Below are 23,454 nucleotides of genomic sequence, written 5' to 3'. Positions count from 1 at the left end.
TACGATCGGGAAGGTGGCTGGTCACGGGCGTGGGTCGACGGCGGCGGCGCTGTGCGCCGCGCTCTGCCTCGCGCTGCTCGCCGGATGCGGCGCGGACCCCGTGCCGGACACCGCGGCCGACGACGTGCGCAGGCTCCTCGACCGGCGCGCGCGGGCCGTCCTCGACGGCGACGAGCAGGCCTACGACCGCACCGAGCGGCCCGGCAGGGGCGTGCCCGACCTCTTCGACCGGGTCGAGGACGTCCCGCTGGAGTCCTGGGACTACCGGCTGACCGACCTCGACCGCTCCGGCGGCGAGGCCACGGCCAGGGCCGAACTGCACTACCGCCTCAAGGGCTACGACCGCGCCCCGCTCACCGCCGAGCGCGCCCTGACCCTGAAGCGGCGCGACGGCCGCTGGTACGTCACCGCCGAGCGGCCCGCGAAGAAGTCCGGTGAACAGCTCTGGGACCAGGGGCGGGTGGGCGCCGACCGGGGCAGGCACAGCCTCGTCCTCGGCGTCGGGCAGAGCGCCGCCGAACTGCGCGCCCACCGCGACCTCGCCGAGCGCGCGGTGCCGCTGGTGCGGGACGCCTGGCGGCAGAAGTGGCCCGGGCGGATCGTCGTCCTGGTGCCCCGGACCCTGGACGGCATGGCGGGGCTGCTCGGGGCGCCCGCCTCCGGGTACCGGGGGATCGCGGCGGTCACCACCGGCGAGACCGGCGGCTCGGGCCGGGCGCCGGCCGACCGGATCATCCTCAACCCCGAGGCGTACGGCGTCCTCGGCGACTTCGGCAAGCGGGTCGTCCTCACCCACGAGGCCACCCATGTCGCGACCCGCGCCCACACCTCGGCGGCGACCCCGCTGTGGCTCTCCGAGGGCTTCGCGGACTGGGTGGGCTACCGCGGCACCGGCCGCACCCCGGCGCAGGCCGCGCCCGAGCTGCGGCGCGCGGTGCAGCGCGGGGACCTGCCCGGCGCCCTCCCCGAGGACGACGCCTTCGGCTTCGGCGGGGACGCGGAGCGGCTCGCGGGCGCCTACGAGAGCTCCTGGCTGGCCTGCCGGATGATCGCCGAGCAGTGGGGCGAGCGCCGGCTCGCGGACTTCTACCGGGCGGTGGGCGCCCACAAGAAGCGGGCGGGCGCCGTCGAGGGCGCGCTGCGGGACGTCCTGGACACGACGCCCGCGGACTTCACGGCGCGCTGGCGTACGTATCTGCGGGCGGAGCTTGGCTGAGCTGTCCGGGCACCGGCTGCGGCCCGCCGCGCGGCCCGGACACCGTCTGGCGCCACAGGTTCCGGCACGCGAGGACCGTCGCCGCGACCAGCAGGCCGTTGCGCACGAACAACAGGGACACCCCCAGCGGATCGCTGGCCACCACGTGCGAGAACCACACCGGGAACTCCAGGAACGTCACGAAGGTGGCCGCGAGGACCAGCCGCGCGGGCACCGCCATGCGGCTGGTGCGGAACGCCAGGCAGACGGCCGCGCAGCCGACCAGCCAGAGCAGGTACTGCGGGCTGATCACCCTGCTGGTCGCGGTGAACAGCAGCACGGCCACGAAGGCCGCGTCCGCGGGCGTGCTCGCCGACCAGGCGCGGGCGCGCAGCCGCCACAGCAGGAGCCAGCAGAAGGCGAGCGCCGTCAGGGCCTGCGCCGCGGTGCTCACCAGCGGGACGTAGGGGCCGAGGAACTCCACCGAGCCGTAGTTCAGCCGCACCTCGCCCCGCCAGCCCAGGTGCCGCGCGACGTGCAGGACCAGGGCGCCGAGCGATTCCACCTCGGTGCCGCGGTCGCGCTGGAAGGTGAGGAAGGCGAGCGCCCCCGGCATGGTGACCAGGAACGCCAGCGTGAGGCCGAGGACCGTGCCCGCGGCGGCGGTCCAGGAGCGCCGGGTCACCCGCCCGCGCGGGGTGCCCACGAGCAGCAGGACCGGCCACACCTTGAGCAGCGCCCCGAACCCGGCGAGCACGCCCAGGGTGCGCGGGTGCCGCGCCCCGGCGAGCAGCGCGGCGACCGCGACGGCCACCACCATCACGTCGTAGCGCGCGTAGACGATCGGGCCGAGCAGGGCCACGCCGGCCACCCACACCCAGGCGCCCCGCGCCGACTTGCCGGGCTGCCGTCCCGCGTACCCGAGCAGCCCGCACACCGCCGCGTCGCAGAGCAGGGCGAGGACGAAGAAGGCCGGCGCGTAGCCGAGGAAGGGCAGCAGCGCGGGGGAGAGGACCGCCAGGGCGGCGGCGGGCGGGTACTGCCAGGTCACGTCGTCCAGCGGGAAGGTGCCGGTGCGCAGCACCTCGTACCAGCCCTGGTAGATGACGGAGACGTCACTGGTCACGTCCGGCCCCGGGGCCGTGAGCACGTGCAGTACGCAGAGCAGCAGGACGGTCCTGGTCAGGACCCAGACGGTCAGGATGCGCGCCATGTGTGCCTCGCCCCTTTTCACATACTTCATCGTGATTCGAGGAGTCATGATGCCGGGCATCCCCCGGCGAGGGCGAAGAGGCCGGGCCGTTCGGTACTGTCGTGCGCGATGCACAAGACCCTGATCGTCACGAACGACTTCCCGCCCAGGCCCGGTGGCATCCAGGCGTTCCTGCACAACATGGCGCTGCGCCTGGACCCCGAGCGGATCGTCGTCTACGCCTCCACCTGGAAGCGCGGCCGCGAGGGCGCCGAGGCCACCGCGGCCTTCGACGCGGAGCAGCCCTTCCCGGTCGTGCGCGACCCCACGACGATGCTGCTGCCCACCCCGCGCGTCACCCGCCGCGCCGCCGCGCTGCTGCGCGAACACGGCTGTACGTCGGTGTGGTTCGGGGCGGCCGCGCCGCTGGGCCTGATGGGCCAGGCGCTGCGCAGGGCCGGGGCGACGCGGCTCGTCGCCACGACGCACGGGCACGAGGCGGGCTGGGCCCAGCTGCCCGGCGCGCGGCAACTGCTCCGCCGGATCGGCGAGTCGACGGACACGATCACCTATCTCGGCGAGTACACGCGCTCCCGGATCGCCGCGGCGCTGACCCCCGCCGCGGCGGGCCGGATGGTGCAACTGCCGCCCGGCGTCGACGAGAAGACCTTCCACCCCGGCTCGGGCGGCGACGCGGTGCGGGCGCGGCTGGGCCTGACCGACCGGCCCGTGGTGGTCTGCGTCTCACGCCTGGTGCCGCGCAAGGGCCAGGACACGCTGATCCGCGCGCTGCCCCGGATCCTGGCGCGGGAGCCGGAGACGGTGCTGCTCATCGTCGGGGGCGGCCCGTACGAGAAGGACCTCCGCACGCTCGCCGCCGAGACGGGGGTCGCGGACTCCGTCCGGTTCACCGGGGCGGTGCCGTGGGCGGAGCTGCCCGCCCACTACGGCGCGGGGGACGTCTTCGCGATGCCCTGCCGGACCCGGCGCGGGGGCCTGGACGTGGAGGGCCTCGGCATCGTCTACCTGGAGGCGTCCGCGACGGGTCTGCCCGTCGTCGCCGGCGACTCCGGCGGGGCGCCGGACGCGGTGCTCGACGGGGAGACGGGCTGGGTGGTCCGCGGCGGCGCGCCCGAGGAGGCGGCGGACCGGATCGTTACGCTGCTCGGCGACGGGGAGCTGCGGGCCCGCATGGGCGCGCGGGGCCGTGACTGGGTGGAGGAACGCTGGCGCTGGGACCTCTTGGCGGAACGCCTCAAGGAACTCCTGTAGCGCGGGTGAAAGCCGGGCGCAGCCCATGCTTCAGGGGCGCGGGGAACTGCGCGGGCAACCGGCCACGACCGTGAGCCGCGCGACGGCGGGGGCCCCACGGCGCGTGGGCGCCCCCGGCCCACGCTACCCGCGGTAAATCGCCTCGATCTCGTCCGCGTAGTCCTTCGCCACCACGTTCCGCTTCAGCTTCAGCGAAGGCGTCAGATGGCCCGACTCCTCCGTGAACTGCGAGCCGAGGACCCGGAACTTGCGTACGGACTCCGCCTTGGAGACCGCCGCGTTGCCGTCGTCCACCGCGCTCTGGATCGCCGCGAGGAGATCCGCGTCGTCCCGCAGCGACGCCGCCGTCGCCCCCTCGGGCTTGCCGTGCTCGGCGGCCCAGCGGCCCAGGAACTCGTCGTCGACCGTGACCAGCGCGCCCACGAAGGGGCGGCCGTCGCCGACGACCATGCACTCGGCGACCAGGGCGTGCGCGCGGATGCGGTCCTCGATCACGGCGGGCGCCACGTTCTTGCCGCCCGCGGTGACGATGATCTCCTTCTTGCGGCCGGTGATGCGCAGGTAGCCGTCCTCGTCGAGGGTGCCGATGTCACCGGTGTGGAACCAGCCGTCGGCCAGCGCCTCCTCGGTGGCGCCCTCGTTGTTCCAGTACCCCTTGAACAGGTGCTCGCCGTGCAGCAGCACCTCGCCGTCGTCGGCGATCCGCACGACGGAGCCCGGCAGCGGCTGGCCGACCGTGCCGATCTTCTGGCGGTCCCAGGGGTTGAACGCCGTGGCCGCGCAGGACTCGGTCAGGCCGTAGCCCTCCAGGACCGTGAAGCCGATGCCGCGGAAGAAGTGGCCCAGCCGCTCGCCGAGCGGCGCGCCGCCGGAGATCGCGTACTCGCCGCGGCCGCCGAGGACGGCGCGCAGCTTGCTGAAGACCAGCTTGTCGAAGACCTTGTGCTTGACCTTCAGGCCGAGGGACGGGCCCGAGGGCGTGTCCAGCGCGCGGCTGTAGGCGATCGCCGTGTCCGCGGCCTTGTCGAAGATCTTGCCCTTGCCGTCGGCCTGGGCCTTGGCGCGCGCCGAGTTGTAGACCTTCTCGAAGACACGCGGGACGCCCAGGACCATCGTCGGCCGGAACGAGGCCAGCTCGTCCGTGAGGTTCTTGACGTCCGGCGCGTGGCCGAGCTTGATCGGTGCCATCAGGGCGGCGACCTCGACGAGCCGTCCGAAGACGTGCGCGACGGGCAGGAAGAGCAGCACCGAACACTCGCCGGTGCGGAAGAGGGGCTTGAGACGCTCCACCACGTTGCCGCACTCCGCGAAGAAGCTGCGGTGGGTGAGCACGCAGCCCTTGGGGCGGCCGGTGGTGCCCGAGGTGTAGACGATGGTGGCCGGGTCGTCGGCGCCCGCGACCGCGCTGCGCTCGTCGACGGTCTCCTCGGGGACCTCGGCACCGGAGGCGTGCAGCTCCTGCACGCCCCCCTTGTCGATCTGCCACACGTGCGCGAGGGCGGGCAGCCGGTCGCGCACGGACTCGACGGCGGCGGCGTGCGCGTCGAGCTCGACCACGCAGGCCACGGCGCCGGAGTCGCCGAGGATCCACTGGATCTGCTCGGCCGAGCTGGTCTCGTACACCGGGACGGTGACCGCGCCCGCGCTCCAGATGGCGAAGTCGAGCAGCGTCCACTCGTAGCGGGTGCGGGACATCAGGCCCACGCGGTCGCCGGGGCGCACACCGGCGGCGATCAGACCCTTGGCGGTGGCGCGCACGTCGGCGAGGAAGGCCTTGGCGGTGACGTCCTGCCAGCGGCCGTCGACCTTGCGGCCGATGACGGCGACATCCGGGTGCTGCGCGGCATTTCTGCGGACGATGTCGGTCAGATTGCCGTCCGCAGGGACCTCGTACAGGGCCGGAAGGCTGAACTCGCGCAAGACTGCTGCTCCTACATAGGGCGCCGGCGCCACGACGTTGTGTGCTGCGACGGTGCGGTCCAAGATCGGGCAGGTGCTCAGTCGAGTGGGGGGCTGAGCACTACTGGACTGCCCGGACGTTACCCATCGGTATGGCTGGTTCGGTAGGGGGGCGGGCCCAGATGTTCGGTGCGTCACACGTCGTTGTGGTCTGAATCGCACAGTACGCCACCGTCTTCCCGACTCGGAAGTAACCGCAGGTCCGGCCGCTGCGGGGGCCCCTACCCTCCGCGCGGCGGTCGTCCTAGGGTGATCGGCATGCCAGGTTTCCGGGTCCATGTGGTCAGTGACGTGCACGGCAACACCGAGGGGCTCGCCCGCGCGGGCGACGGCGCCGACGCGCTGGTCTGCCTGGGCGACCTGGTGCTCTTCCTCGACTACGCCGACCACGCGCGCGGCATCTTCCCCGACCTCTTCGGCGCGGCGAACGCGTCCCGCCTCGTCGAACTGCGCACCGCCCGCCGCTTCGACGAGGCCAGGGAATTCGGCCGGAAACTGTGGGCGGACATGGACCGGGCCGCCGCCATCGAGGGCGCCGTCCGCAAGCAGTACGCCGAGATGTTCGCGGCCCTGCCCACCCCGACGTACGCCACCTACGGAAACGTCGACATCCCGTCCCTGTGGCCCGAGTACGCGCGCCCGGGCACCACCGTCCTGGACGGCGAGCGGGCCGAGATCGGCGGCCGCGTCTTCGGCTTCGTCGGCGGCGGCCTGCGCACCCCCATGCGCACGCCCTACGAGATCAGCGACGAGGAGTACGCGGCCAAGATCGAGGCGGTCGGCGAGGTCGACGTCCTGTGCACGCACATCCCGCCGGACGTCCCCGAGCTCCTCTACGACACCGTGGCGCGCCGCTTCGAACGCGGCAGCCGGGCCCTGCTCGACGCGATCCGCAGGACCCGCCCCAGGTACGCGCTCTTCGGCCACGTCCACCAGCCGCTGGTCCGGCGCATGCGCATCGGCGCGACCGAGTGCGTCAACGTCGGGCACTTCGCCGGCTCGTCCAGGCCGTGGGCCCTGGAGTGGTGAGGACCCCGCGCGCGGTAGCCTTCACGCGGTGGACCCCACCCCTCCCCGCGCCCTCGGCACCGTCCGAGCAGGGGAGACCCGACCCTGGACCGCATCTGGAGGAGCCACAGCGATGGCGGAACACACCAGCTCGAGCATCACGATCGAGGCGGCACCGGCCGAGGTCATGGGAGTGATCGCCGACTTCGCTCGCTACCCGGACTGGACGGGCGAGGTGAAGCAGGCCGAGGTCCTCGCCACCGACGAGCGGGGCCGCGCCAAGGAGGTCCGCCTCGTCATGGACGCCGGCGCGATCAAGGACGACCAGACCCTCGGCTACACCTGGACCGGCGACGACGAGGTCAGCTGGACGCTGGTCAAGTCCCAGATGCTGCGCTCGCTGGACGGCTCGTACCTGCTGCGGCCCGCGGGCTCCGGCACCGAGGTCACCTACCGGCTCACCGTCGACGTCAAGATCCCGATGCTCGGCATGATCAAGCGCAAGGCGGAGAAGGTCATCATCGACCGCGCGCTCGCCGGGCTGAAGCAGCGGGTGGAGTCCAAGGAGGCCTGAGGCGCGGGCCGGGCCCCTGGGACGCGGGCAACGGCGCGACCGGCCACGACGCACCGGGCGCCGGGCCCGCAGCAACCCCCTCGCGACGCAGGGGCGCTCCCGCCGTGCCGCCCCGCGGCTGACGTACCGTTCACCCTTATGCGCACCCTTCTCGTCACCGGCCCCGGCGGCTCCGGACGGACCACCGTCGCCGCGGCCACCGCGCTGGCCGCGGCCCGGGCCGGGCAGCGGGTCCTCGTGCTCACCGCCGACCGCGCCGACACCCTGGGGGCGGTGCTCGGCGCACCGGGCGCGCACCCCGGGCTCAGCACCCGCCGCCTCGCCCCCGACGACCGCTTCCGCGCCGACCTGCTCGCGCTGCAGGACCGCGCCGCCACCGCCCTCGACCTGCTCGGCGCCGAGCGTCTGGACGGCGACGAACTGACCCCGCTGCCCGGCAGCGAGGAGCTCGCCCTGCTGCGCGCCCTGCGCGACACCGCCCGCGACGACGCGTACGACACCGTCGTCGTCGACCTGCCCGCCGCCCCCAGGGCACTGGCCACCCTCGCCCTGCCCGAGCAGCTCCGGCGCTATCTGCGCCGGCTGCTCCCGCCCGAGCGGCAGGCGGCCCGCGCACTGCGCCCCATGCTCGGCCGCCTCGCCGGCGTCCCCATGCCGGCCGCCTGGCTGTACGACACCGCGGCCCGCTGGGAGGACGAACTCGCCGCCGCCCAGCGCGTCGTCGAGGCCCCCACCACCACCGTCCGCCTGGTCGCCGAGCCCGGCCCCGCCGGCACCGACGCCCTGCGCACCGCCGCCGCGGGCCTCGCCCTGCACGGCCTGCGCACCGACCTGCTGATCGCCAACCGCGTCCTGCCCGACGCGTCCGCCGACCCCTGGCTCGCCGGACTCGCCGCCCAGCAGCACAAGGCCCTGGACGAGTGGCGGGCCGCCCACGGGCGCGTCGACGCCGTCCCGCACCTGGGCCGCGACCCGCGCGGCGCCGACGACCTCGCCGCCCTCGGCCTCCCCGCGCCCACCACGGCCCCCGCCGCCGCGCCCGGCCCCGCCGACTGGCCCGTCACCGAGGCCGCCGCGGACGACGGCGCCCGCACCTACGTCTGGCACATACCGCTGCCCGGCCTCACCCGCGAGGAGCTCGGCCTGATCCGGCGCGGCGACGAACTCGTCGTCACCGCGGGCCCCTTCCGCCGCATCGTCACCCTGCCGTCCGCGCTGCGCCGCTGCACGGTCGCCGGGGCCGGGCTGCGCGAGGGCGCACTGCGCGTGCGGTTCACGCCGGACCCCGACCTGTGGCCGCGCGGCCGCTGAACCCGCCTGTACACGGACGGCCGCCGTGTACGGACGGACGGTGAACGCCCTGCGGCCATTCGGGTAACGTCGAGTGGTATGAGCGATGCCACCGAGCGCGAAGCCCCGGAAGCCCCGCAAGCCCCGGAAAACGACGCCGACGCCTGGGAGAAGGCGTGCGCCGAGGACCTCGCGGCCGAGCAGGCCCGCCGCCGCGCGCAGTACGGAACGCCGCCCGGATCGGCCGCCGACGAGCTGCGCAAGCTCGTCGACGCCGTCTCGGAGAAGCTCTCGGGACTGCAGACACCCCTGCTCGGCGCGGTGGCACAGGGCGCCGTCGAGCAGACCCTGAAACAGGTCGTCAGGGAGGCGAAGGCCGTCGTCGAACCGGTCATCGAGCGCAACCCCGGCGTCTTCGACCACCTCGCCGCGGCCGGCTCCGAACTGCTCGCCGCCTACCGCTCCGCGGTCGAGGGCCAGGAGAGCAGGTGGACCCGCGGCGACGCCGCGGACCGTGCCGCGAAGGACACCGCGGACCGCCCGGATCGCCGCGACGAGGGCCCCGCGGCCGGGGAACACATCGATCTGGACTGACCCCCCTCGGGTACGGTGGGCCGTAGCGGGGCTCGATCGAACTGAGGGATTCATGGGACTCACCATCGGCGTCGACATCGGCGGCACCAAGATCGCGGCCGGAGTGGTCGACGAGGACGGCACCATCCTCTCGACCTTCAAGGTGCCGACCCCTGGTACTTCCGAGGCCATCGTCGACGCGATCGCCTCCGCCGTCGCGGGCGCGCGGGCCGGACACGAGATCGTCGGCGTCGGCATCGGCGCCGCCGGATACGTCAACCGCCAGCGCTCCACGGTCTACTTCGCGCCGAACATCGACTGGCGCCAGGAGCCGCTCAAGGCAGAGGTCGAGAAGCGCGTCGACCTCCCCGTGGTCGTCGAGAACGACGCCAACGCCGCGGCCTGGGGCGAATACCGCTTCGGCGGCGGCAAGGGCCACCGCAACGTCATCTGCATCACGCTCGGCACCGGCCTCGGCGGCGGCATCATCATCGGCAACAAGCTGCGCCGCGGCCACTTCGGCGTCGCCGCCGAGTTCGGCCACATCCGGATGGTGCCGGACGGCCTGCTCTGCGGCTGCGGCAGCCAGGGCTGCTGGGAGCAGTACGCCTCCGGCCGCGCCCTCGTGCGGTACGCGAAGCAGCGCGCCAACGCCACCCCGGAGAACGCCGAGTACCTCCTCTCGCTGGGCGACGGCACCCCCGAGGGCATCGAGGGCAAGCACATCTCGATGGCCGCGCGCCAGGGCGACGCCGTCGCCATCGACTCCTACCGCGAGCTGGCCCGCTGGGCGGGCGCCGGCCTCGCCGACCTGGCCTCGCTCTTCGACCCGTCCGCCTTCATCGTCGGCGGCGGCCTCTCGGACGAGGGCGAGCTGGTCCTCGACCCGATCCGCAGATCCTTCAAGCGCTGGCTCGTCGGCGCCGCCTGGCGCCCCCAGGCCGAGGTCATCGCCGCCCAGCTCGGCAACAAGGCGGGCCTGGTCGGCGCGGCCGACCTGGCGCGGGAGCCCGACCCCGTCATGTGAGCGCATCCGTTCCGTGCGCCGGTGCCCGTCGCGTCCCCTCGGGGGAGCGGCGGGCGCTGTCGTATCTTGATCGCCATGGCCAGCGACGCGCTTCCCAACTCCCGCACCGAACCCGACGGTTCGGCCGTCGTCCGGGTGCTCAGCTACAACATCCGCTCGATGCGCGACGACACCGCCGCGCTCGCCCGGGTCATCTCCGCCTGCGCCCCCGACCTCGTCCTGATCCAGGAGGCGCCGCGGTTCTTCCGCTGGCGCAAGAAGCTGGCCCGCCTCGCGCGCGCGGCCGACCTGGTCATCCTCTCCGGCGGCGGCAGCGCGGCCGGACCCGCGCTGCTCTGCTCGCTGCGCGCCACGGTCGAGCGCACCGAGGACGTCCTGCTCCCGCTCACCCCGGGGCTGCACCGGCGCGGCTTCGCGACCGCCGTCGTCCGCTTCGGCGGCGCGAGGATCGGCGTCCTGAGCTGCCACCTGAGCCTGCAGACCGACGAGCGGTACGCCCAGGGCGGGCTCCTCCTCGACCGGCTCGCCGGGATGGGCGTGCCGCACGCGGTGGCCGGCGGCGACCTCAACGAGCGGCCCGGCGGCCGCACGTTCAAGCGGCTCGCGGGCGCGCTCCAGGACGGCTGGGCGGTCGCGCCCTGGGGCGGGGAGTACACCTCGGAGGCCGGCACCCCGCGCCAGCGCATCGACGCGCTCTTCGCCACCGAGGGCGTCGAGGTCCTGGGCTGCGGCGTGCCGCTGGGGCTGCCGGGGGTGAGCGGGGACGACCTGAGGGCGGCCACGGACCACCTGCCGGTCCTGGCCGCCCTCAGGGTGCCCGCCGCCACGCCGTGAGGCCTACGGGCGCTGCCACACCCTGTCGACGACCGCCCAGTCGACGGTGTGCGACAACTGGACGTACGTCTTCTTCCCGTCGGGCGAGGTCCGTTCGTCGCGCAGGCCCAGGAACTCGTAGGACTTCGCGTCGAAGATGAGCAACCTGCCCTTGAACGCGCCCGGGTAGGCGATCCCCACCCCCTCGCGCCCGGCGGAGTCCTCGACCCCGTGGACCGTCCTGACGCCCGGCACGAGCGCCAGCCCTTCGTAGGCCGCGGCGCGCAGCCCCCCGGGCAGGACCGGGGACTTCAGGAGCTCGCCGAGCAGGAAGTAGGCATCCCACCGCTCGTCCTTGGTGAAGGCGCCGATCGTCTTGTCGGTGGCGCGCATCTCGATGATGACGGGGACGAGCTTCTCCGGGTCGGTGGGCAGCTGCTTCAGCTCGGCCCACCTGCGGGGCGGCCACACCCCCTCGCCCTTCTCCCGGTCCATGGCCTCCTCCCACATGGGGGTGCCGAGCTCCATGCTCAAGGAGCGCCGGGAGCCGTCCACCGAGTCCCACATCTCGTTGGTGAAGCGCGTCACCTTGCCGGTCCTCCGCTCCGTCTCCGTGACGATCTCCTTGGAGTAGAGGAACTGGTCGTCGCGGGGCACCACGGTCCGCTTCTCGTGCGCGCGCTCCCGGGCGGCCGCGCCGTGGAGCACCTTCGCCGCGGTGACGTGGGCCACCCGCGGCGAGCCGGTGGGGGGTGACTCGGCCCGCTGTTCCTTCGTCGTGCCGTCGGCGGCGACCAGGAGGGCCGCGGCCACCGCGGCCGCCACCAGACCGGTGACGGCGATCCGCAGCACCGGCCGGCGCCGTGACGGCCGTACCGCCGGGGGCCGTTCGTTCATCGCGGCGAACAGCCGCACCCGGGCGCGGTGGCGCGCGTCGTCGTCCAGCGGGGGAGCCCCCGCGTCCCAGCCGCGCAGTTCGTCGAGCTCATTCATGGGCGTGTGCCTCCTGGAAAGCCGTCGGATCGGATCCGCCCAGTGCTTCGCGCAATCTGCCGCGCGCCCGGTGCAGCCGTGATCTGACCGTGCCGACGGGCACCCCCAGCGCCCGGGCCGCCTCCTCGTAGTCGAGGTCGGCCCACGCCACCAGCAGGACCACGTCGCGGTGGCGGGCGGAGAGCCCGGCCAGGGCCGCCGCCAGATCGGCGCGGATCCCCTCGGCACCCGCGCGGGCGACCGCGAGGTCGGCGACCGGCTCCTCGTACGGGACCGGCGCGGGCACCTGGGCCAGCGCCTTGAAGCGGCGGGCCTCGGCCCTGCGGTGCCGCCCGATGAGGTTGGTCGCGATGCCGAACAGCCAGGGGCGGGCGTCGGCCCGCGCCAGGTCGTAGCGGTGGCGCTGCTGGAACGCGGTGGTGAAGGTGTCGGCCATCAGATCCTCCGCCGCCTCGGGGCCGAGCCGGCGGGCCGCGTACCGGAATACGGAGTCGGCGTGCCGGTCGAAGAGGGCGGCGAACTGCTCGGGCTCGTCCCGGGACCGCTCGATGGACCGGGCGTCACTCTGCTCGGGCCGCCCGGCGGCCGGTGCGTGCTCTCCCCCGTGGAGCAGGCACCGGCCGCGGGACTCGGGCTGCCGCGCGCCGAGGGGGACGCCTGGGTCGACGGTCATCGGGGCTCCTCTCGTTCGTCCGAACGCCTCGAAGGCTTGGGCTGGTCGGTGGTGTTCACCTCTCCTTCGCCGCTGGACGGGATCGAGTTCCATCCGGCCCGCCCGCACCTCCCGTCGACTCCCTCCCCCGGGCATGCGAAGGGCCCGCCCGGAAGGTTCCGGACGGGCCCGGTGCACTACGGCCCTGCGTGACGGGGGCGCGGGGGTCAGACGACGGCGCCGCGGCCCGGGTCGTCGTCCTCCTCGTCGTCCCCGCCGCCCATGCGGACGACGAGGGTGGCGAAGCCGCCCAGGAAGCCGCCGATGCCGAGCGTGGTCAGCCACCACGTCATCTGCCAGCCGAGCAGCACCGCGAGCAGGATCAGCAGCGGGCCGCCGAGCACCGCGAGCCAGGCGAACTTGGCCGTGACGTCGGCCTCGGGCAGCGGCGGCGGCTCGGGCGGCACGAAGTGGCCCTCGTCGTCGGCGTCGAAGTCGCTCTCGGCGGGCTCCGGCGTGGTGTAGTCGCGCGGGCCGCCGACGCCGGGCGCGAAGGACACGGAGCTGCCGAGCGGCTTGTCGCCCTTGTCGTCGCCGGGCCCGCCCGCCGGGTCCTTCGCCGCCGGGCCGCCCGCGGGGCCGTTGGTCTCCGTCTCCAGGAGGGCCAGGTCCTCCACCGCCTTGAAGGGCTTGGCGCCCGGCGGGTCCGCGGGCTCCTCGCCGTACCCCGCGACGATCGCCCGCCATGCGGCGTCCTCGTCCAGGGGCACGCCCTCCATCGGCACGCCCTCCGGGGGCACCCCGGCCGTCCCGTCGGGGATCTCCGCCGCGTCGGACCCGTCGGCCCCGTCCAGCGGGACTCTGCTCTTCTCGGGCTCGCGGCTCTCGTCGCGGTCCGCCTCGTGCTCAGCCACCGGTGGCCGTCCCTTCCTTACCTGCGCTGGGGGCGAGCCGGCCGATGAACGCGTAACTCTCCTCGAAGATCCGGTCCGCGTCGTGGTCCAACGTCGCGACGTGGTAGCTCTGTTCCAGCAGGATCTCCTGGACGTCCCGCGAGGAGACGCGGCTGAGGATGCGGGCCGAGTCGGCGGGCGGCACCACGTGGTCGTGCGGGCTGTGCAGCACCACGAGCGGCTGCGTCACCTGCGGCAGCTCGGCGTCGACCACGCGGAAGAAACGGCGCAGGGAGTGCGCGGCGTGCAGCGGCACCCGGCCGTAGCCGATCTCCTCGGAGCCGGGCTTGGCGATGTCGCTGGCGATGCCCTTCGTCGTCGGCACGAGGTGGCGCGCGAGCGGCAGGGCGTGCGCGGCAAGGCCGTGCACCTTGTTCCCCGGGTTGACCAGGACGAGGCCCGCGACCGCGTCCCCGTGCTTGGCCGCGAGGCGCAGCGCGAGCGCGCCGCCCATGGAGAGCCCGAAGACGAAGACCCGCTCGCACCGCTCCAGCAGGCTCCGCAGCTCGCGGTCCACCTCGGCGTACCAGTCCTGCCAGCCGGTGACCTGCATGTCCTGCCAGCGGGTGCCGTGTCCGGGCAGCAGCGGCAGCGAGACGGTCAGGCCGCGCTCCGCCAGGTACTCGGCCCAGGGGCGCAGCGACTGCGGGGATCCGGTGAAGCCGTGGCAGAGCAGGACGCCGACCTCGCCGCCTTCGTGGCGGTACGGCTCGGCTCCGGGGAGGACCGGCACCTTCGGTCTCCTTCGTGAGATGTGGCGGGGAGGGGCGGGGAGATGAGACAGGGGGATCTGCGCGGGTTGCGAGGAGTACTTCACCGTACGCGACCGGACTGACACCGACCAGGGTCGTCGGGCCCATTGGCCCTACCCCGGGTTAAGGTCTGATCCACAGAAACAGGAGGCACTCGGTTTGATCTACGGCGCAATGAAGGTTGCCATCGGAGGGCCGCTGAAGCTCGGCTTCAGGCCCTGGGTGGAGGGCCTTGAGAACGTCCCCGCCGAGGGCCCCGCGATTCTGGCGAGCAACCACCTCTCCTTCTCGGACTCCTTCTTCCTCCCCGCGGTCCTCGACCGCAAGGTCACCTTCATCGCCAAGGCGGAGTACTTCACCTCGCCCGGTGTGAAGGGCAAGCTCACCGCGGCCTTCTTCAAGGGTGTCGGCCAGCTCCCCGTGGACCGCTCCGGCGGACGCGGCGCGGGCGAGGCGGCCATCAAGAGCGGCATCGAGGTCCTGGAGCGCGGCGAGCTCTTCGGCATCTACCCCGAGGGCACCCGCTCGCCCGACGGCCGCCTCTACCGCGGCAAGCCGGGCGGCCTCGCGCGCGTGGCCCTCGCCACCGGCGCGCCCGTGCTGCCCGTCGCGATGATCGACACCGAGAAGATCCAGCCGCCCGGCAAGGTCATGCCGAAGCTGATGCGGCCGGGCATCCGGATCGGCAAGCCGCTCGACTTCCGGCGCTACCAGGGCATGGAGCAGGACCGCTTCGTGCTGCGCGCGCTGACCGACGAGGTCATGTACGAGATCATGAAGCTCTCCGGCCAAGAGTACGTCGACATGTACGCCACGGCCGCGAAGCGTCAGATCAGCGAGGCGCAGAAGGCCGCCAAGGCCGAGGAGAAGGCGGCGGAGAAAGCGGCCGAGAAGTCCACCGAAAAGGCTGCCGAGAAGTCCGCCGAGCAGTCCGCCGACACGTCCGGCGACCGGGCCGGTGCGCCCTCCGCCGCGGCGGACGAGGAACGGACCGGCGCCTAGCCGCGTCCGTCCAGGGGTGGGGACTGGGGCGGGGACAGGGGCGGCGGGAACGGGGGCGGTGGGGGCATGGCCAAGCGCGAGAGAGTCATGAGGATGTCGGTCGAGCAGCCGCTGTGGCGCGCGCTCACCGCCTACCGCGTCCTGACGATGCTGTACGCGATCGGCCTGTTCGTGGCGGCCCACGAGAAGCTGGACCGCCCCTGGCTCGCCGTCGCCTACTACGCGGTGCTCGCCCCCTGGACCCTGGCCACGCTGCCCCGCGTCGCGAACGCCGCGAGCTGCACCCGCCGCTTCCTCGTCGCTGACCTGACCGTCGCCCTCGTGGGCATCCTGCTCACCCCGCTGGCCGACTCGCAGCAGCGGATCGTCGACGGCGGCCCGACGCTGCCCTCCATATGGACCGCGGGCTCCGTGCTCGCCTTCGCGATCAAGGGCGGCTGGCGCTGGGCCGCCTCGGCGTCCCTCCTGGTGGGCGTCGCCAACGTGATCCAGCGCGGCGCGTTCAGCCGCGACACCCTGCACAACGTCCTGCTGGTCTGCATCGCCTCCATCGCCATCGGATACGTGGTCGAGCTGGCCCGCGCCTCCGAGCGCACCCTGGCCCGCGCCCTGGAGATAGAGGCCGCGACCCGCGAGCGCGAGCGGCTCGCCCGCGACATCCACGACAGCGTCCTGCAGGTCCTCGCGATGGTGCAGCGGCGCGGCACCGCACTGGGCGGCGAGGCCGCCGAGCTCGGCCGCCTCGCCGGCGAGCAGGAGGTCGCCCTGCGCACCCTGGTCGCCGGCGGCATGGTGCCGCCCTCCCACGCCTCCGAGGACGCCTCGCAGGGCGCCGTGGTCCGCGCCGTCGAGGTGCCCGACGAGGAACCGGACGCCGCGTCGCCGCGCGATCTGCGCCCGCTGCTCGTGCCGCACGCGGGGGCGAAGGTGACGCTGTCCGAGCCGGGTGCGCCGGTGCTCCTCGCGCCCCGGGCCGCCCGGGAGCTCGCGGCCGCCGTCGGGGCCGCGCTGGACAACGTCCGCAGGCACGTCGGCGCCGACGCCCGCGCCTGGATCCTCGTCGAGGACGAGCCGGACGGGGTGATCGTGACGGTCAGGGATGAGGGCCCCGGCATCCCGGAGGGGCGGCTCGCCCAGGCCGAGGGGGAGGGGCGGCTCGGTGTCGCCCTGTCGATCCGGGGGCGGCTGCGGGACATCGGCGGCACCGCCGAGCTGATCTCGGTGCCGGGCCAGGGGACCGAAGTGGAACTGAAAGTGCCGCGCGAAGAGGCGCGGGACACCCGGGGGAAGGCAGGAAGGGCGAGATGAGCGAGCAGCAGGAACAGGCCACGGGGACCACCGCGGGAGGCGCGGCCCCGGTCCGGGTCATGGTCGTCGACGACCACCCGATGTGGCGCGACGCGGTCGCCCGCGACCTCGCGGAGGCCGGCCTCGACGTGGTGGCCACCGCGGGCGACGGCGAGCAGGCGGTCCGCCGCGCGCAGGCCGCCGCCCCCGACGTCCTGGTCCTCGACCTGAACCTCCCGCTGAAGCCGGGCGTCCAGGTCTGCAAGGAGCTCGTCGGCGCCAACCCGGCGCTGCGCGTCCTGGTCCTCTCGGCCAGCGGCGAGCACGCCGACGTCCTGGAGGCGGTCAAGTCCGGCGCCACCGGCTATCTGCTGAAGTCGGCGTCCACCGAGGAGCTCATCGACGCGGTGCGCCGCACGGCCGTCGGCGACGCGGTCTTCACGCCGGGCCTTGCGGGCCTGGTCCTCGGCGAGTACCGCAGGCTGGCCTCCGAGCCCGCGGCCGGCACCCCCGAGGACCCGAAGGCCCCGCAGCTGACCGACCGCGAGACGGAGGTCCTGCGGCTGGTCGCCAAGGGGCTCAGCTACAAGCAGATCGCCGAGCGCCTGGTCATCTCGCACCGCACCGTGCAGAACCACGTCCAGAACACCCTGGGCAAGCTCCAGCTGCACAACAGGGTGGAGCTCGTGCGGTACGCCATCGAGCGGGGCCTCGACGACGCCTGACCCTCGTTCGAGTGAACGCGCTTGATCAACTCCCCTGTGCGGTACAGGAATTGACCGTCCGCACGGTCCCGGAGTGACCTGGATCACCATTAGCGTGACTCGCGTCAGGTCACTGAAGGCGAAGGGACTTTCCATGCGGGTCGGAGTACTGACCGGAGGCGGCGACTGCCCCGGGCTCAACGCCGTCATCCGGGGCGTCGTCCGCAAGGGCGTGCAGGAGTACGGCTACGACTTCGTCGGCTTCCGGGACGGCTGGCGCGGTCCCCTGGAGGGCGACACCGTCCAGCTCGACATCCCGGCGGTCCGCGGCATCCTGCCGCGCGGCGGCACCATCCTCGGCTCCTCGCGCACCAACCCGTTCAAGGCCGAGAACGGCGTGCGCCGCATCAAGGAGAACCTCGCCAAGTACGAGGTCGACTCCCTCATCGCGATCGGCGGCGAGGACACCCTCGGCGTCGCCGCCCGCCTCACCGACGAGTACGGCGTCCCGGTCGTGGGCGTCCCGAAGACCATCGACAACGACCTCTCGGCCACCGACTACACCTTCGGCTTCGACACCGCGGTCGGCATCGCCACCGAGGCGATCGACCGGCTGCACACCACCGCCGAGTCCCACATGCGGGTCCTGGTCGTCGAGGTCATGGGCCGCCACGCGGGCTGGATCGCGCTGCACTCGGGCCTGGCGGGCGGCGCCAACGTCATCCTCATCCCCGAGCAGCGCTTCGACGTCGACCAGGTCTGCGCCTGGGTGACCTCGCGCTTCAAGGCGTCGTACGCCCCGATCGTCGTCGTCGCCGAAGGGGCGATGCCCAAGGACGGCGAGATGGTCCTCAAGGACGGCACGCAGGACTCCTTCGGGCACGTGCGGCTCTCCGGGGTCGGCGAGTGGCTGGCCAAGGAGATCGAGGGGCGCACCGGCAAGGAGGCGCGCACCACCGTCCTCGGGCACGTCCAGCGCGGCGGCACCCCCAGCGCCTTCGACCGCTGGCTCGCCACCCGCTTCGGGCTGCACGCCATCGAGGCCGTGCGGGACGGCGACTTCGGCAAGATGGTCGCGCTGCAGGGCACGGACGTCGTCCGGGTGCCGATCGCGCAGGCCACGGCACGCCTGAAGACGGTCGACCCGGCGCTGTACGCGGAGGTCGGCGTCTTCTTCGGCTGACCTCCCGACCCGCGGTGCTCTCCCCGGGACGGCGGTGCCCCGCACGGCACCTCCGCCCCGGTCCCCGTATATTCGGCCGCAATACGGTCACCGGGCGATGTACGGGAGAAATCGTGGAGATCCTCGCATTCGGCGTGCAGTCCGACGAGAAGCCGTTGATCGAGAAGGCCTTCGCGGGACACCACGACGTCCGCTGCCTGGACGTCTTCCTGAACGAGGACACCGCCCCCATCGCCGCGGGCTACGAGATCGTCTCCTCCAGCGTCAACGCCACGCTGAACAACCGCGTCCTGCAGACCCTCGCGGCCGGCGGGACGCAGCTGATCGCCCAGCGCTCCACCGGGTTCAACAACATCGACCTCCAGGTCGCCGAGCGCCTGGGCCTGACCGTCGCCCGCGTCTCGTCCTACTCGCCCTACTCGGTGGCCGAGTTCGCCTGGACCCTCGCGATGGCCGTCAACCGCCGCATCGTCCGGGCCAGCAACCGCACCCGCGACTTCGACTTCCGGCTGGACGGCCTGATGGGCCGCGACCTGCGCGGCCGTACCGTCGGCGTGCTCGGCACCGGCAAGATCGGCGAGGCGTTCACCCGGATCGCGCACGGCTTCGGGATGCGGCTGCTCGGCTGGGACGTCGCCGAGAACCCCGCCTGCGTCGAGCTCGGCATGACGTACGTGCCCAAGGAGCAGCTCCTCGCCGAGGCCGACCTCATCAGCCTGCACGTGCCGCTGCTCCCCGCCACCCAGCACATCATCGGCGCCGACGCGCTGCGGATGATGAAGGACGACGCGATCCTGGTGAACTCCAGCCGCGGCGGCCTCGTCGACACCGACGCCCTGGTGGGCGAGCTGCGCGCGGGCCGCTTCACGGGCGTGGGCCTGGACGTGTACGAGGCGGAGGCGGGCCTGTTCTTCCTCGACAAGTCGCTCGAGGTCGTCGAGGACGACACCCTGGCCCGCCTGGTGACCTTCCCGAACGTCGTGGTCACCTCCCACCAGGCGTACTACACCGTGGACGCGGTCGGCCAGATCATCGCGACCACGGTGCAGAACGTCCTGGACTATCGGGCGGGCCGCCGCTCCGAGAACGTCCTGGTGCCCGCGCCGGTGACCGACTGACCGAGCAGGTCCCGCACGATCTCGGCCCCGCGCAGCGTCAGCACCGACTCGGGGTGGAACTGCACGCCCGCGAAGGAGGGCCCGCGCAGCGCGTGCACCTCGCCGGTCGCCGGGTCCCGGGCGGCCTCGACGCCGTGCGCGGCCAGCTCCGCCGCCGTCTCGTCGTCGCAGTGCGCCACGAAGCTGTTGTAGAACCCCACGGTCTCCACCCGCCCGAACAGGTCCACGTCCGCCTGCGCGCCCTGGTACGGCACGTCCTTGCGCACGATGTCCAGGCCCAGCTCGGCCGCGATCAGCTCGTGCCCCAGGCAGACGCCGAGCACGCCGTGGCCGTGGCCGGCCAGCACCTGTGCCGTCAGCGTGCGCAGGAAGCGCATCTTGGGGTCGGCGAGGTCGCCCGGGTCGCCGGGCCCCGGACCGAGCACGACGGGCCCCTCGTGGGCGAGCACCGCCTCCCGCAGCCCCTCCTCGTCGTAGCGCCGCACCGAGACCCGCAGGCCGCTGGAGCGCAGGACGTGCGCGAGCATCGCCGTGAAGGTGTCCTCGCCGTCCACGACCAGCGCGTGTCCGGCGAGCCCGGCCACCGGCTCCTGCATCCGCAGCCAGAACGGCGCGAGCCCGGCCCGCCGCCCGTCCAGGGCCGCCCGCACCCGCGGGTCGTCCGCGAGGGCGGGGCGGGCGCTCTCGTGCCGGGGGCGGCCGGGCCGCACGCCGAGGGCGGCGAGCACGCCCGCCGCCTTCGCGTGGGTCTCCGCGACCTCGCCCGCCGGGTCGGAGCCGCGCACCAGCGTGGCGCCCACCGGCACCCGCAGCCGGCCCGCCGGGGAGATGTCGGCGGTGCGGATCAGGATGGGGGAGTCCAGGGTCTGCGCGCCGCCCGCGTCCCGGCCGATGAGGGCGAGGGCCCCCGCGTAGTAGCCGCGGCCCCCGGTCTCGTACCGCTCGATGACCCGGCAGGCGTTCTGCACCGGCGAGCCGGTGACGGTCGCCGCGAACATCGTCTCCTTGAGGACCTCGCGCACGTCCAGCGACGACTTGCCGCGCAGCTCGTACTCCGTGTGCGCGAGGTGCGCCATCTCCTTGAGCCGCGGCCCCACCACGACGCCGCCCCGGTCGCCGACCGTGCACATCATCTTGAGCTCCTCGTCGACGACCATCGACAGCTCCTCGATCTCCTTGCCGTCGGCGAGGAAGGCGAGCAGGTCGTCGGGCGTGGGGCCGCCGTCGGGGTAGCGGTAGGTCCCGCTGATCGGGTTCATCACGACCGTCCCGCCGGACATCCGCACGTGCACCTCCGGGCTCGCCCCGACCAGCGTGCGCTCCCCGGTGTGCACCACGTACGTCCAGTACGCGCCCCGCTCGCCCACCAGCAGCCGCCGGAAGAGCGCGAGCGCGTCGGCCCTGCGAAAGCCCGGGACCGCCCCCTCGTACGTCCTGCGGATCACGAAGTTGGCGCCCTCGCCGCGCCCGATCTCCTCGCGCAGGACCCGCTCGACGATGTCCGCGTACGCCGCGTCGCTCACGTCGAAGCCGCCGTCCTCGACCCGCACGTCGTGCGCGGGCAGCGCGGCGAGGGCCTCGGCGAGCGGGAGGTCGTGGCGCTCGTCGGGGGTCAGGACGGTGAGCGGGGTGCCGTCGTCGCGGACGTCGAAGCCGCGCTCCCTGATCTGCCGGAAGGGCACGAGCGCCAGGCCCTCGGGGAGGTCCGCCAGCCGGTCGCAGGTGACCGTCGGGCCGATCAGGACCTCGACCGTGTCGGGGTCGTGGCCCGGCGTGCGGCGGCGCAGCAGGGCGAACGGGCGGTCGTCGGACAGGAGGTCGGTGAGGTGCATCGGTCGGTTCCTTCTCACTCGGAGAGGAACGGCCCGCCCCCGGGGTCCGGGACCCGGAAACACGGAAGGCCGCCCCCGGGCGGCCTTCGCGAGTCTGTGTGGGCGCAGAGTCAGTGGGCCGCCGGATGAGCGGGCCACCACCAGTTCTGGGTCGTCGTCTGCGTACGCATGTCCGGCACCCTAGCGCATCACCCGGACGCCGCAGGGGAAGCGTTCACTCCACCGTGTCTGGTCCGTCTCACTTGGTGAGCGGGGGAATGGACGGCCTCCGTGACCACGTAATGTTGACGAGGTGACCGTGAACGCTAAGACCACCGCTACCGGTGGCAACACCTGGCGAAACCTGCCCGCGGCGCAGCAGCCCGAGTACCCCGATGCCGAGGCTCTGCGCGATGTGATCGCGGACCTCGAGTCGTATCCGCCGCTCGTCTTCGCGGGCGAGTGCGACCAGCTGCGCGCCCGACTGGCCTCCGTCGCCAAGGGAGAGGCGTTCCTGCTGCAGGGCGGCGACTGCGCCGAGGCCTTCGACGCCGTCTCCGCCGATCACATCCGGAACAAGCTGAAGACCCTGCTCCAGATGGGCGCCGTCCTCACGTACGCGGCGTCCGTGCCCGTCGTGAAGGTGGGCCGCATCGCGGGGCAGTACTCCAAGCCGCGCTCCAAGCCGACCGAGACCCGCGACGGCGTGACGCTCCCGACCTACCGGGGCGACTCCGTCAACGGCTTCGACTTCACCGAAGAGGCCCGCATCCCGGACCCCGAGCGCCTGAAGCGGATGTACAACGCGTCCGCCTCCACGCTCAACCTGGTGCGTGCCTTCACCACCGGCGGCTACGCCGACCTGCGCCAGGTGCACGCCTGGAACCAGGACTTCGTGAAGTCCTCCCCGTCCGGCCAGCGGTACGAGCAGCTCGCCCGCGAGATCGACAACGCGCTGCACTTCATGCGCGCCTGCGGCACGGACCCCGAGGAGTTCAAGACCGTCGAGTTCTACGCCTCGCACGAGGCGCTGCTGCTCGACTACGAGTCGGCGCTGACCCGCACCGACTCCCGCACCGGACGGCTCTACGACACCTCGGGCCACATGGTCTGGATCGGTGAGCGCACCCGTCAGCTGGACGGCGCGCACATCGAGTTCGCCTCCCAGGTGCGCAACCCCGTCGGCATCAAGCTCGGCCCGACCACGACGGCCGAGGAGGCGCTGCAGTACATCGAGCGCCTGGACCCCGACCGCGAGCCCGGCCGGCTGACCTTCATCGTCCGTATGGGCGCCGACAAGGTCCGCGACAAGCTGCCCGAGCTGGTCGAGAAGGTCACCGCGTCCGGCGCGACCGTCGCCTGGATCACCGACCCGATGCACGGCAACACCTACGAGGCGGCGTCGGGCCACAAGACCCGCCGCTTCGACGACGTGCTCGACGAGGTCAAGGGCTTCTTCGAGGTCCACAAGGCGCTCGGCACGCACCCGGGCGGCATCCACGTCGAGCTCACCGGTGACGACGTCACCGAGTGCGTGGGCGGCGGCGACGAGATCTTCGTCGACGACCTGCACCAGCGCTACGAGACGGCCTGCGACCCGCGGCTCAACCGCAGCCAGTCGCTCGACCTGGCGTTCCTGGTGGCGGAGATGTACCGCGACCAGTAGCACCCGGCAGGACATACGCGTGGGGCGCGGATCCGTGTGATCCGCGCCCCACCGGCGTATCCGGGGCTTTTGCGTGCCCGACGTCGCGGGTAAGGTTAGGTTAGCCTCACCGATCAATCGGGACGGCGCTACCGATGAGTCCTGCCCGGGAGGTGAAGCCGCGTGTTCGTCTGCAACTGTTTCGGGGTCACCGAGGCACAGGTGAAGAAGCACGCGGCGGACGGCGCCTGTACCCCCCGCCAGATAGCGTCGGCCTGCAAGGCGGGCACGGACTGTGGTTCGTGCGTACGACGTATCCAGGCGCTGCTCGGCCGGGGCGCGTGCCCCCGCCGTGAGCTGGTGGACCAGGGCGAGCCCGCCCTGGCGCCGGCGGCCGACACGGAGCTTCCCGAGGCGGCGTAGCGCTCCGGGCCCGGTGCCGTGGCCCTGG

General features: G+C 73.3%; 23 protein-coding genes. 15 read left to right on the top strand and 8 right to left on the bottom strand.

From position 1 onward, the window contains the following. The first annotated feature begins 13 nt into the window (after positions 1 to 13). Positions 14 to 1,216: a hypothetical protein gene (locus ACFYXE_RS11960; RefSeq protein WP_389311580.1), complete on the top strand. Its 1,203-nt coding sequence runs from the start codon at positions 14 to 16 to the stop codon at positions 1,214 to 1,216. On the opposite strand, the gene ACFYXE_RS11955 is transcribed toward ACFYXE_RS11960, so the two are convergent. Then, entirely contained in the window at positions 1,173 to 2,408 is a 1,236-nt protein-coding gene (locus ACFYXE_RS11955) for a glycosyltransferase 87 family protein (RefSeq protein ID WP_389311578.1), read from the bottom strand. The two genes, ACFYXE_RS11960 and ACFYXE_RS11955, sit on opposite strands and share 44 nt — an antisense overlap. Positions 2,409 to 2,516: 108 nt before the next feature. Here ACFYXE_RS11955 and ACFYXE_RS11950 point away from each other — a divergent pair, with 108 nt between their 5' ends. Continuing rightward, the gene (locus ACFYXE_RS11950; protein WP_389311576.1) at positions 2,517 to 3,659 is read left to right on the top strand and encodes a glycosyltransferase family 4 protein; all 1,143 of its coding nucleotides are present in this window, start codon (positions 2,517 to 2,519) and stop codon (positions 3,657 to 3,659) included. A gap of 123 nt (positions 3,660 to 3,782) precedes the next feature. Here the strand turns inward: ACFYXE_RS11950 and ACFYXE_RS11945 are convergent, their stop codons facing one another. Beyond that, positions 3,783 to 5,579, bottom strand: coding sequence for an AMP-dependent synthetase/ligase (locus tag ACFYXE_RS11945; RefSeq protein WP_389311574.1), 1,797 nt, complete (start codon positions 5,577 to 5,579; stop codon positions 3,783 to 3,785). 297 nt (positions 5,580 to 5,876) lie between these two features. Here ACFYXE_RS11945 and ACFYXE_RS11940 point away from each other — a divergent pair, with 297 nt between their 5' ends. The 6 genes from ACFYXE_RS11940 to ACFYXE_RS11915 all read left to right on the top strand — a co-directional run bounded on the left by ACFYXE_RS11940 (position 5,877) and on the right by ACFYXE_RS11915 (position 10,924). Continuing rightward, positions 5,877 to 6,647: a metallophosphoesterase gene (locus ACFYXE_RS11940; protein WP_361178103.1), complete on the top strand. Its 771-nt coding sequence runs from the start codon at positions 5,877 to 5,879 to the stop codon at positions 6,645 to 6,647. Positions 6,648 to 6,759: 112 nt separating this feature from the next. Continuing rightward, positions 6,760 to 7,200, top strand: coding sequence for an SRPBCC family protein (locus ACFYXE_RS11935; protein WP_361178101.1), 441 nt, complete (start codon positions 6,760 to 6,762; stop codon positions 7,198 to 7,200). Positions 7,201 to 7,338: 138 nt separating this feature from the next. Beyond that, complete coding sequence (locus ACFYXE_RS11930) at positions 7,339 to 8,511, top strand: ArsA family ATPase (RefSeq protein WP_389311571.1); 1,173 nt, start codon at positions 7,339 to 7,341, stop codon at positions 8,509 to 8,511. A 78-nt stretch (positions 8,512 to 8,589) separates the two neighbouring features. Further along, positions 8,590 to 9,084, top strand: a complete 495-nt coding sequence (locus tag ACFYXE_RS11925; RefSeq protein WP_389311569.1) for a DUF5304 domain-containing protein — start codon at positions 8,590 to 8,592, stop codon at positions 9,082 to 9,084. Between the two features lie 52 nt (positions 9,085 to 9,136). Next, positions 9,137 to 10,090: an ROK family glucokinase gene (locus ACFYXE_RS11920; protein WP_361175969.1), complete on the top strand. Its 954-nt coding sequence runs from the start codon at positions 9,137 to 9,139 to the stop codon at positions 10,088 to 10,090. A gap of 75 nt (positions 10,091 to 10,165) precedes the next feature. After that, positions 10,166 to 10,924: an endonuclease/exonuclease/phosphatase family protein gene (locus ACFYXE_RS11915; protein ID WP_389311566.1), complete on the top strand. Its 759-nt coding sequence runs from the start codon at positions 10,166 to 10,168 to the stop codon at positions 10,922 to 10,924. A 3-nt stretch (positions 10,925 to 10,927) separates the two neighbouring features. Here ACFYXE_RS11915 and ACFYXE_RS11910 read toward each other — a convergent pair whose 3' ends face one another. The 4 genes from ACFYXE_RS11910 to ACFYXE_RS11895 all read right to left on the bottom strand — a co-directional run bounded on the left by ACFYXE_RS11910 (position 10,928) and on the right by ACFYXE_RS11895 (position 14,234). Beyond that, complete coding sequence (locus tag ACFYXE_RS11910; RefSeq protein WP_389311564.1) at positions 10,928 to 11,896, bottom strand: CU044_5270 family protein; 969 nt, start codon at positions 11,894 to 11,896, stop codon at positions 10,928 to 10,930. Further along, positions 11,889 to 12,569 (bottom strand): RNA polymerase sigma factor, encoded by a 681-nt coding sequence (locus ACFYXE_RS11905; protein ID WP_389311562.1) that lies wholly within the window; start codon positions 12,567 to 12,569, stop codon positions 11,889 to 11,891. The genes ACFYXE_RS11910 and ACFYXE_RS11905 overlap by 8 nt, the downstream gene beginning before the upstream one ends. A gap of 206 nt (positions 12,570 to 12,775) precedes the next feature. Beyond that, positions 12,776 to 13,462 (bottom strand): hypothetical protein, encoded by a 687-nt coding sequence (locus ACFYXE_RS11900; protein ID WP_389311560.1) that lies wholly within the window; start codon positions 13,460 to 13,462, stop codon positions 12,776 to 12,778. Further along, positions 13,455 to 14,234 carry an alpha/beta hydrolase gene (locus tag ACFYXE_RS11895; protein WP_389311558.1) on the bottom strand — a complete coding sequence of 260 codons (780 nt, stop codon included), beginning with the start codon at positions 14,232 to 14,234 and terminating at the stop codon, positions 13,455 to 13,457. The genes ACFYXE_RS11900 and ACFYXE_RS11895 overlap by 8 nt, the downstream gene beginning before the upstream one ends. Before the next feature lie 193 nt (positions 14,235 to 14,427). On the opposite strand from ACFYXE_RS11895, the gene ACFYXE_RS11890 reads away from it, so the two are divergent. The 5 genes from ACFYXE_RS11890 to ACFYXE_RS11870 all read left to right on the top strand — a co-directional run bounded on the left by ACFYXE_RS11890 (position 14,428) and on the right by ACFYXE_RS11870 (position 19,547). Next, the gene (locus tag ACFYXE_RS11890; RefSeq protein WP_389311556.1) at positions 14,428 to 15,255 is read left to right on the top strand and encodes a lysophospholipid acyltransferase family protein; all 828 of its coding nucleotides are present in this window, start codon (positions 14,428 to 14,430) and stop codon (positions 15,253 to 15,255) included. Between the two features lie 66 nt (positions 15,256 to 15,321). Next, complete coding sequence (gene macS / locus ACFYXE_RS11885) at positions 15,322 to 16,563, top strand: MacS family sensor histidine kinase (protein ID WP_389311554.1); 1,242 nt, start codon at positions 15,322 to 15,324, stop codon at positions 16,561 to 16,563. After that, entirely contained in the window at positions 16,560 to 17,267 is a 708-nt protein-coding gene (locus ACFYXE_RS11880) for a response regulator (RefSeq protein WP_389311552.1), read from the top strand. Before macS ends, ACFYXE_RS11880 begins: the two co-directional genes overlap by 4 nt. Before the next feature lie 133 nt (positions 17,268 to 17,400). Beyond that, positions 17,401 to 18,429, top strand: coding sequence for a 6-phosphofructokinase (locus tag ACFYXE_RS11875; RefSeq protein ID WP_389311550.1), 1,029 nt, complete (start codon positions 17,401 to 17,403; stop codon positions 18,427 to 18,429). Positions 18,430 to 18,542: 113 nt separating this feature from the next. Further along, positions 18,543 to 19,547: a 2-hydroxyacid dehydrogenase gene (locus ACFYXE_RS11870; protein WP_389311548.1), complete on the top strand. Its 1,005-nt coding sequence runs from the start codon at positions 18,543 to 18,545 to the stop codon at positions 19,545 to 19,547. On the opposite strand, the gene ACFYXE_RS11865 is transcribed toward ACFYXE_RS11870, so the two are convergent. Next, positions 19,490 to 21,379 (bottom strand): anthranilate synthase family protein, encoded by a 1,890-nt coding sequence (locus ACFYXE_RS11865; protein ID WP_389311546.1) that lies wholly within the window; start codon positions 21,377 to 21,379, stop codon positions 19,490 to 19,492. The two genes, ACFYXE_RS11870 and ACFYXE_RS11865, sit on opposite strands and share 58 nt — an antisense overlap. 110 nt (positions 21,380 to 21,489) lie before the next feature. After that, on the bottom strand, positions 21,490 to 21,549 hold the full coding sequence (locus ACFYXE_RS11860) for a trp operon leader peptide (RefSeq protein WP_107098142.1): 60 nt from the start codon (positions 21,547 to 21,549) through the stop codon (positions 21,490 to 21,492). Between the two features lie 122 nt (positions 21,550 to 21,671). Between ACFYXE_RS11860 and ACFYXE_RS11855 the strand changes: the two genes are divergently transcribed. Beyond that, positions 21,672 to 23,024 carry a class II 3-deoxy-7-phosphoheptulonate synthase gene (locus ACFYXE_RS11855; RefSeq protein WP_361176002.1) on the top strand — a complete coding sequence of 451 codons (1,353 nt, stop codon included), beginning with the start codon at positions 21,672 to 21,674 and terminating at the stop codon, positions 23,022 to 23,024. 162 nt (positions 23,025 to 23,186) lie between these two features. After that, positions 23,187 to 23,426, top strand: a complete 240-nt coding sequence (locus tag ACFYXE_RS11850; protein WP_389311544.1) for a bacterioferritin-associated ferredoxin — start codon at positions 23,187 to 23,189, stop codon at positions 23,424 to 23,426. Positions 23,427 to 23,454 lie beyond the last annotated feature (28 nt).

Origin of the sequence: Streptomyces sp. NPDC002564 (assembly GCF_042889645.1) — a bacterium.
GTDB lineage: Bacteria > Actinomycetota > Actinomycetes > Streptomycetales > Streptomycetaceae > Streptomyces.
Note: the sequence above shows the minus strand (reverse complement) of the source record. Positions and strands in the feature narration are given on the sequence as shown.